Source organism: Neisseria sp. P0021.S005 (assembly GCF_051956955.1).
In genome coordinates this window covers 1-9,197 of record NZ_JBQCWY010000089.1, presented here as the reverse complement: position 1 = coordinate 9,197, position 9,197 = coordinate 1, and the positions used below count along the sequence as shown (strand labels likewise).

Below are 9,197 nucleotides of genomic sequence, written 5' to 3'. Positions count from 1 at the left end.
ACCACATGGCTGTCGGGCAGCCTTGCCGAAGCCGGTTTCTCATCGCCTGTCGCGGCAATCGCGGTCATGTTGCCCGGTTTTCTGATTTTGCTGTCGGCAGGCAGGCGGCTGGACGTTTTGATGACGGGCGAAGACACGGCTGCCAGTATGGGGGTGTCGGTCGGGGCATTGCGTGTGCAAACCGTAATCGGCGCGGCATTGATGACGGGGGCGGCGGTATCGCTTTCGGGCATCATCGGTTTTCTCGGCATGATGATCCCCAATGTGCTGGCGCAAACCGTCGGCGGCAGTCGCCGCAAACTGATTACGCTGTCGGCTTGGTTGGGCGCAGTATTTTTGATGGTGGTGGACGGCGCGGCGCGCTGGCTAACATACCCTGTCGATCTGCCGGTTGGTATCGTGATTGCCTTATTGGGCGGACCATTTTTTATGTATTTGTTTATCAAGCCTTTGAAAAGCCGTTGATGCCTAAACAGGCCGTCTGAAACTTCATTGCACCATATCTTTTGCCATGCATACCTTATTTCAAATCCGTAATCTTTCCGTCCGCGTCCAAGACAAAACCCTGCTTGAAATCGATCAACTGGATATACCTTCGGGCATGACCGTCATTATCGGCCCGAATGGTGCGGGTAAATCTACTTTACTGCGTGCCTTAATCGGGCAAACAGGGCAGGGGAAAATCACTCTTTTCGGTGAGGCCATTGCGCCGCAAATCCGTGCGGGCAGGGTGGCATGGGTCGGGCAGCATGGCCGTTACAATATGCCGATGACCGTACGCGAATACATTGCGTTGGCGTCATTCGTACAAAAAGGCCGTCTGAACCATGAATGGTCGGACGAGTTGCTCGATTATTTTGATTTGACAGCATTGGCGGATAAGCGTATCGGCAAGCTCTCAGGCGGCGAACAGCAACGCGCCAACATCATCCGCGCCCTGTTGCAAAATGCGCCGGTCTTGCTTTTGGACGAACCGTGCAACCATCTCGATATCCGCCACCAACACCGCCTGATGCAGTATTTGGTCGGGCATTCAAGCCGTGCCTCATCAATAATGGTATTGCACGATTTAAACCTCGCCGCGCGTTATGCGGAACATATTATCTTGATGAATAAGGGAAAAGTCATTGCATCAGGCAAGGTGGGCGAAGTGATGCGCCCCGACTTGCTTGAATCGGTTTACGGTTGGCAGATACGCCGTTGCGAAGATGAAGCAGGGTTTTATTTCAGAAGCTGAGCGCCAACAGGCCGTCTAAAAAACGATAAAGAAAATTTATTTTATCGTTCAAAAATCAAACGAGATGGGAGGATGTTCCCGACTTGAAGAACCAAATTTTACACATTTCACAAGTAAAATGCCGATTTCCATCAAATAGAAATACATTTAATTATTTATAGAATACAATATTTTAAAATAATACTGATTTTTAATTACTCAAAATTATTGACAAGAAAACGATGATGGTTATTTAATATATCAATCTTATTAATAATTTTTATTAATCATTATCATGGTACAGCAGCTTGTTTGGACTCCGAAACAATCCGCGCCCAAGGCATTTCCCGAACGTCAGGCATTGATGCCGGTTTGGGGCGGCGTTCCAATGCCGCGTCCCCAATGGCAGAACATTTGGAAGAAAAAGCTTCCCCATGCCACCGATGTGGACGCGCTTGCTTATCTGCATATTCCATTTTGCGCCAACCATTGCGTTTTTTGCGGCTTCTACCGTAATGCGTGGAAGGATAGCCAAAGCAGCGTGTACACCGACAAAATTATCGAAGAAATGGCCGCTGAAGCTGAAGTCCGTACAGGCAAGGGCAAAATCCGAGCCGTTTATTTCGGGGGTGGTACGCCGACCGCGTTGCTTACGGAGGACCTTGTCCGCCTGATTTGTGCCTGCTACCAATATCTACCGCTTGCCGAAGACTGCGAGTTCACCATCGAAGGGCGCATGAGCCATTTCGATTTGGAAAAAGCACAGGCTTGTCTCGAAGCAGGGGCCAACCGTATTTCCATCGGCGTGCAAACCTTCAATACCGCCATCCGCCGCCGTCTCGGTCGCAAACACAGCGGCGACGAGGCGTTTGAATATTTGGCAAAATTGTGCGAACTCGATGCCGTGATTGTCGCTGATTTGATGTTCGGCCTACCCAATCAAACCGATGAAGTTTGGCAAAACGATATCGCCCGCGCCGCCGAGCTGCCGCTGTCCGGTTTGGATACGTATGCGTTCAACCTTTATCCCATGCTGCCCATCAACCGCATGATTGAAAAAGGCGCATTTCCGACACCGCCGGGTTTCGATATTCAGGCAGACCAATATGCCTACACGGTTGAAACACTGCTGGAAAAAGGCTGGGAACATGTCAGCAACAGCCACTTCGCCTATCCCGGCCGCGGCGAGCGCAACCGCTACAATACCCTGATCAAATCTGACATTCCCTGTTTGGCGTTCGGCTCCGGCGCAGGGGGTAACTTCGGCGGTTTCAGCTATCAGGTGCAGGGCGATTTGGAGAGTTATCTTGCTACGCCGAAAGGCGAGAAAAACATCGCGTTTATGAGCGGCCATAGTCCAAATAAAGCACTGCTCAGCAAAGTTCAGCACGATATTGAAACAGGCCGTCTGAATCCATTATTGTTTGACGGCAACAAAGCAGCGCAAAAGCTGATTGCCCAATGGCAGGAAATGCAGCTTTTTAAAGAACCTGATTCAGACGGCATTATCCGTTTGAATACCAGTGGCCGTTATTGGTCGCCCACCCTTATCCGCAAACTCATGCTCACTCTTCCAACTCAAGAAAAGGATCAAACCATGCAAAAACTTTCAGCCGAACAACAAACCATGTTGCGTCAATCATTGGAAAAAAATCCCGGCCAAGTACTGGAAATGCTGGCCGCGCAAAACCAATGCAGTTTTGAAGACGTTATCCGCTGCCTGCCTGAAGAGAACGTGCGCCAAACCGAAGGCAGCCGCATAGTCGAAATTCTCCAAGCCGTTGCCGCATGGAATGAATCCGTTACCTTCATCGCCCACACCCCCGATGCCATCGTCGAAGTCAGCGGCAAACTGCCTAACGGCAAAGTCGGCCGCGGCTTCTACAACTTTGACCATCCCGAAACCGACGGCGGCGTACACGGCCACATCTACTATGAAAACTGCGCCTCCATCTACCTTTTGGAACGCCCGTTTATGGGTAAAGCCACTTGCTCGCTCAACTTTATCAACCGCAACGGCGGCGCCATGTTTAAAATTTTCGTCGGCCGCGATGAAGCAGGCGAGTTGAAACAACATCAAATCGAAGCCATGCGAAAACTGTTTGATGCCGCTTAAACGGTTTCAGACGGCCTGAAAATCCGTTCCTTGCCGCGTAGAGGAGCGGATTTTCTAACAATAAACATCTACCATACAAAGGAGCCCCAAACATGCAACTCATCTTCGGAGCCAACGGCCCGTCCGGCCGCGCCTATATCCGCACATTGACTGACTCAGCCGATACCGTCGCCGTATTAAGAAAGCCGTCTGAAGACAGTTTTTTTGTCGAACACAATATTCAAACCGTTGTCGCCGATGCGCTTGATGCCGACGCGCTCGATAAAGCGTTGGCACAATACCATCCTGATACCGTGATCAGTTTTGTCGGCGGCAAAAACGAAGAGGGTATCCGCAGCGATGCGCTGGGCAATATCAACATTATTGCCGCCACGAAAGCCGCCAATCCGCAAGCCCGCTTTGTACTGATTACCAGCATGGGCTGCGGTGAACAATGGGACATGATGAGCGAGCCGTTCAAACAGGCACTAGGTGAAGCCGTCCGTGCCAAAACAGAAGCCGAAATCTATCTCAAACAAAGCGGTTTGAATTGGACTATCTTGCGCCCCTGCGGCCTTGCCGATGGCGAAGATAATGCCTATACCTTGACACAAAATGCCCAAGAAATTCCGCAAAAATACATGACACGCAACGGCTTGGCCGCTGCCGTTGCTGCCATTGTTGGCCAAGCGGACAGCAAGGGCGAAACGTATAGCGTTGGTGCGGCATAACCGGATTGAATAGATTGCCCACTTTCCATTGTTAAAGTTGGAGTAGGTAATTGATTAGCAGCCGATCAAACAATAAAGGATTTGCTGAGAAAAGACTGGGAGATATAAATAAAAGGCCGTCTGAAACATTTCAGACGGCCTTTGATTTCTTGCTTTATTCTCCAAATACTGCCCGATCGAAACGTTCAATATAGGCGACTAAATTTGCTTTGGTTCTTGCATATAGCGCAATTTCAGTGTCGATGGGGGTAAGAATCAGGTTTGCAACAACAGGCACGATGGCCACATCAACGGAGGTTAATTCTTCGCCGAAAAAGTAGCGTTTTGTGCCTAAGTAGTTGCTAATGGCGTCTAAATCTCCTTTTCCAAAAGCGTAAATATCGGATTGCGTGTGTCTTCCGATACCATGTCCGTACATTTCTTTTTTCGCGTTTTCCTGTAACACAGCAAAAATCGCTTCGGCTTGTTCGGTCGGCATACCATCAAACATTGCCTTCATCATAAATGGTTTGCCGAGAGGATCGACGAAACGGTTATATACGCCCATCCAATATAAATGTTCTTCTGTCATACGGCGAAAGGCTTCAGCAATCGCTTTTTGTTCAGGCGTTAAATGTTTATCTAAATCAATGCCGTAGGTTTCGGTTAGATAACGCTGAATGAGAGAGCTATCAGGGATCAACTTCTCACCATCTTGCAATACCGGAACTTTGCCTTTAGGCATTTTGCTAAGATCGGCAACATATTCTTTTTCGAAATCTAAGCCGGATAAACGCAGCATCGCTTCGGTTTTCCAGGCGAAAGGTGATGGACTGCGAATTTTACCTTCACCAGGTAAAGTAAATAATTTAAGCATTTTGTTTTCCTTTCATTATTTGTTATTCAAATACGGTTCTACAATAGTCCAAACAGCCGGGAAGTTCAAGACAAATACCGGATGTGGCGCATTAGGGATAACGGATAAATCGGCATTCTGTGTCATGCGATAGGCGTTGATGACTGTATCCAAGGGTGCATTGGCATCGTCTTCGCCAACCACAAACAACACCGGCGATTGGATCTTACCAAATGTCTCTTTGCCAACTTGGGTGTTGTCATAATTTTTCTGCGCATTGTCAAACCACGTTGCCGTTTGTTGTAGGTTGGGGCGAATGCTTTGTTGCATTTCCCAATAACTTGGATCTAACTGGCGGATTTGTTCATAGCTTGCACGTTTATTTCCCCCGCCTTGAATAAAACCACGTTTCCATTCGCCGGCACCGATAGCAATAATTTTGGCTGCCTGTTCGGGATAATCGGCAGCAAAGGTGAGGGCGGTATAAGCGCCGTCTGAAAAGCCGAGCAAATCCACTTTACCGTTAATTTGTGCGGCTTTTAATACGGCAAGCACATCAGCCGCTTTTTGTGCATAAGTTGGCGCAACACTGCCGACTTCAGATTTGCCATGACCGCGTGTACTGATGGCGATGACTTCATGATTTTGGCTTAAACGGTCAATAAACTCGCCCATTTCAGCTGTTGAACCCACTAATCCGCCATGCAAAACAATTACAGGTGAGCCTTTGCCATAGCGTTCAAAATAAATTTTCGCCCCATCACTTGCCGTCGCATAACGACCAACTTTTTCATTGTTCCCATAAGGCACTTGGCTATGGTAGGCAGTTTCATTTTGTCCAAAATAGCGCAACGGTTCACCGGCAAAACTGCTCGTTGCAAGAGTGGCGAAAAGTACGCTAAACCCTAATTTTTTAAATGCTTTCATGCTGTTCTCCTGAGTAAAGTGCGGTCGTTTTTTTAGGGTTTTGATGATACGCGCAGGTTACATGTCATATTCGGGTTTACGTAACAGGTTCTCTACATTTGGCTCAATTTCTTTGTCCCAAACCTTTTCTTTCCATTCATCATCCGGAATTTCAGTGTAGGCAATAGTGATGAATTCTGCAGGCGTGTTTAGACGCTCGCTGGCAAAAGCCGTTAAATCATCTGCAAAGGCTTGCAATTCCTGTTCAGACAGGTTCTTTGGACAACATTTGATATTGATATGTGGCATAAAGTACTCCTTGCTTCATCTGTTTGTAATGAAATATATTGTATATTACTTTAATTAACTTGATAATCTATCAAATTAAATAAACAGTTTTAAGAAAGGCTTTATAATGGAGCAATTCAAACTTATCTATATTTTTGCCACCGTGCTGCAATACGGCAGTATGAATGCCACCGCGCCGCATTTGGGCATGACCGCCAGCGCAATCAGTCAAGCCATTCGCAAGCTGGAAAATCATTACGGCGTCAAATTGCTTAACCGCACCACACGCAGCCTCACGCCGACGGCAGAAGGGCGGCAGTTGCAGCAATACGCCCGTCAATTAACCGACTGGCACGATGCCGTTGAGCGCGAAATGGGTATTTTGCAAACCGAACCGGAAGGTGAAGTCCGCATCAGCCTACCGACCGGTTATAGCGCGGTTGAACCGATGAAACGTACCGTGCAAACCTTACGACATCGTTACCCAAAAATTCGCTTAATACTCAATGAAAACAACCGCTTGGTGGATTTGCAAAACGATACCGATATCGCTATCCGCGTTGTTTTACATCCTGACGATCCCGACAGCATCGCGCGCCCGTTGGCACAATGGCAAACCTTGATTTGCGCTTCACCAGACTATTTGCGTGAACACCCCATTGCCCAGCCGCAAGATTTACTCAATGCCGACTGGCTTAATCACAATAGCAATGTCCTGCTACACGCATTCAAGTGTTTAGGGCTACCGGAAACGCTGCCCGAAAATCGCACCGATTGCCCAGATTCTTCACTGGTCGCACGAGAATATGCCTGTGCCGGCATGGGGTTGGCGGTGTTGCTTTCTGGCGATGTGGCGCCTTTGATAGAAAATGGTCAGTTAAGCATTGTATTACCTGAACACACACTTCCCACCCGCACCCTTTATGCCACCACCGCACATCGCACCCAATCAGCAAAAGTACGCACCGTATTGGATTGCTTAATGCGTTGTTTTGGTGAAGAAAAGGGATTGATAAAAAGTGCTGGAAATTGACCGCACTTTGTTATTAAAAAGGCCGCCTGAAATTTCAGACGGCTTTTACTTTTAACGCATCCACAATCAACTTAAACACATTGGAATGCCCGCGGCGGCTGGGGTAATAGAGGTAAAGCGGATCGTAAGTGATGGCATACTCGGGTAACAGCTCAACCAACTGCCCAGAATGGAGTGCGTCTGCGGCGATGATATGTGGCAGCCAAGTGATGCCAAGGCCGTCTGAAACGGCTTGCAGGCGCAGATGATTGTTGATAGAAAACTGCGATTTTGGTGTGAACGTAATCAGCTTTTTTTTATATTTGAATTCCCATTGAATTTCCGTGCCGTGTTCGGCGGAGAGCTTCGCACCGATAAGGCGGTGCTGCTGCAAATCATCAATATTTTTCAGCGAACCGTATTGCGCCAAATAATCGGGCGAGGCGACCAATACCATTTTGAACGGCGCAGAAATCGGTACGGCAATCATCTCTTTCGCTACCTTGTTACCTAACCGAACGCCCATATCAAATCCTTCTTTCACAATATCTGCCCAACGATCGTCCACCACGATTTCCAAGCGGATTTTCGGGTATTGGTTCAAAATCGGCTTTAATTTTGGATACAACACGGCTTCCGCTGCCATCGCCGGGGCGTTGATGCGAATCAATCCCGATGGCGTATTCAAAAAATCATTTAATGCATCGACTTCTTGGTTTATGGCTTGATAAAGTGGGAAAAGTTGATCGAAAAGCTGTTGCCCGGCTTCGGTCAGCGATACATTGCGTGTAGTGCGGTTGAACAGACGCAAATTTAGCCGCATTTCTAAATTTTTCATGCTATGACTCAACGCCGAAGAAGAAATCCCCAAAAGTTGCCCCGCTTTCACAAAACTCTGCGTTTGCGCCAGTGTTAAAAAATAATTCAGTTCGTTAAAGTTCTGCATTTTCTCTTTAAACTCTTTTTTATTAGTGAATTTAATTCATTACATTATAAAGATAAACCCTATTTATCTCAATAAAAACAAATCATAAAATGACTTCAACTTCTGAGAATAAACAGAAGACAATATCCGTAAACATCACATCCTTTTTTTATAAATTATTTATTCTAGGAGTAAAAATGAACATTTTATTATTAAACGGTGGTAAAGCTTTCGGTCATTCTCATGGTGAGTTAAACCACACGCTTCACAAAAAAGCAAAAGAAGTTTTGACCGCACTTGGACACAATGTAAAAGAAACTGTGATTGATGCTGGCTATGATGTTGAGGCAGAAATCGAAAAATTCTTGTGGATGGATGCCGTGATTTGGCAGATGCCTGTTTGGTGGATGCACGAGCCTTGGACAGTGAAGAAATACATAGACGAAGTATTTATCGCTGGACACGGCAAGCTTTACCACAGTGATGGCCGTCATCGTGTCAGCCCGACCGAAGGCTTCGGTACAGGTGGTTTATTGCAAGGCAAAAAACACATGCTTTCGCTTACTTGGAATGCGCCGATTGAAGCGTTCACCCGTGAAGGCGACTTCTTTGAAGGCAAAGATGTGGATGCTGTGTACATGCCTTTCCACAAACTCAACGAGTTCATCGGTTTGACCCGTCTACCGACATTTACATGTAACGATGTAGTTAAAAATCCACAAGTAGAACAATACTTCGCAGACTACCAAGCACATTTGAAAAAAGTGTTCGGTTAATGATAAAACATCAACTTGAAGCGGTGGGCTTTTGCCCACCATTTTGTCAGTCGCTAATTGGTACGAAATATGGCAAATCCGTGGCGCAAGTGATTACCCGCTGGCTGGTGGAACGTGGCATCATTGTATTGGCAAAATCCACCAAACCCGAACGTATGGCGGAAAACCTGAATGTCTTTGATTTTGCTCTCAGCGATGAAGACAAGCTGAAATTGCCAAACTGGACAGCACGTTCGCCGCCATCGTCAATCACGACACGGTGGATAATTTGAAGCGCATCTCCGCGTGGAAAATGGGCGTGTAAGTGTAGCGAAAAACCATCTGCAATTCATCATATGAAAGGACAAAACATGATTAACGGGTTAGATATCGAACGTTTCCGAACTACCATGGCAGCGGTTGAAAACGACCAT

General features: G+C 47.0%; 11 protein-coding genes. 7 read left to right on the top strand and 4 right to left on the bottom strand.

Translation table 11 applies throughout. From position 1 onward, the window contains the following. The 4 genes from ACTHUE_RS07220 to ACTHUE_RS07205 form a co-directional block, all read left to right on the top strand. On the top strand, nt 1-465 hold a 465-nt coding region (locus ACTHUE_RS07220; protein ID WP_440423178.1), incomplete at its 5' end, for a FecCD family ABC transporter permease. Nucleotides 466-511: 46 nt separating this feature from the next. After that, complete coding sequence (locus ACTHUE_RS07215; RefSeq protein WP_004520548.1) at nt 512-1,237, top strand: ABC transporter ATP-binding protein; 726 nt, start codon at nt 512-514, stop codon at nt 1,235-1,237. Nucleotides 1,238-1,511: 274 nt separating this feature from the next. Beyond that, complete coding sequence (gene hutW, locus ACTHUE_RS07210; protein WP_004520547.1) at nt 1,512-3,332, top strand: heme anaerobic degradation radical SAM methyltransferase ChuW/HutW; 1,821 nt, start codon at nt 1,512-1,514, stop codon at nt 3,330-3,332. A gap of 92 nt (nt 3,333-3,424) precedes the next feature. Next, the gene (locus tag ACTHUE_RS07205; protein ID WP_049336082.1) at nt 3,425-4,042 is read left to right on the top strand and encodes an NAD(P)H-binding protein; all 618 of its coding nucleotides are present in this window, start codon (nt 3,425-3,427) and stop codon (nt 4,040-4,042) included. Nucleotides 4,043-4,196: 154 nt separating this feature from the next. Here the strand turns inward: ACTHUE_RS07205 and ACTHUE_RS07200 are convergent, their stop codons facing one another. The 3 genes from ACTHUE_RS07200 to pptA are packed head-to-tail and all read right to left on the bottom strand — an operon-like array spanning nt 4,197 to nt 6,092. Then, nucleotides 4,197-4,898, bottom strand: a complete 702-nt coding sequence (locus ACTHUE_RS07200; RefSeq protein WP_049336080.1) for a glutathione S-transferase family protein — start codon at nt 4,896-4,898, stop codon at nt 4,197-4,199. Between the two features lie 15 nt (nt 4,899-4,913). Then, on the bottom strand, nt 4,914-5,804 hold the full coding sequence (locus tag ACTHUE_RS07195; RefSeq protein WP_049336078.1) for an alpha/beta fold hydrolase: 891 nt from the start codon (nt 5,802-5,804) through the stop codon (nt 4,914-4,916). Between the two features lie 57 nt (nt 5,805-5,861). Beyond that, on the bottom strand, nt 5,862-6,092 hold the full coding sequence (gene pptA / locus ACTHUE_RS07190) for a tautomerase PptA (protein ID WP_004520543.1): 231 nt from the start codon (nt 6,090-6,092) through the stop codon (nt 5,862-5,864). Nucleotides 6,093-6,198: 106 nt separating this feature from the next. Between pptA and ACTHUE_RS07185 the strand changes: the two genes are divergently transcribed. Then, complete coding sequence (locus tag ACTHUE_RS07185) at nt 6,199-7,104, top strand: LysR family transcriptional regulator (RefSeq protein WP_004520542.1); 906 nt, start codon at nt 6,199-6,201, stop codon at nt 7,102-7,104. Nucleotides 7,105-7,138: 34 nt separating this feature from the next. Here the strand turns inward: ACTHUE_RS07185 and ACTHUE_RS07180 are convergent, their stop codons facing one another. Next, complete coding sequence (locus ACTHUE_RS07180) at nt 7,139-8,029, bottom strand: LysR family transcriptional regulator (protein WP_049336075.1); 891 nt, start codon at nt 8,027-8,029, stop codon at nt 7,139-7,141. 176 nt (nt 8,030-8,205) lie between these two features. Between ACTHUE_RS07180 and ACTHUE_RS07175 the strand changes: the two genes are divergently transcribed. Together ACTHUE_RS07175 and ACTHUE_RS07170 are read left to right on the top strand one after the other, a co-directional pair. Further along, a complete protein-coding gene (locus ACTHUE_RS07175) occupies nt 8,206-8,784 on the top strand; it encodes an NAD(P)H-dependent oxidoreductase (RefSeq protein WP_039862395.1) in 579 nt (192 codons plus the stop codon). Beyond that, complete coding sequence (locus tag ACTHUE_RS07170) at nt 8,784-9,056, top strand: aldo/keto reductase (protein WP_004520538.1); 273 nt, start codon at nt 8,784-8,786, stop codon at nt 9,054-9,056. Before ACTHUE_RS07175 ends, ACTHUE_RS07170 begins: the two co-directional genes overlap by 1 nt. The last annotated feature ends 141 nt before the right edge of the window (nt 9,057-9,197 follow it).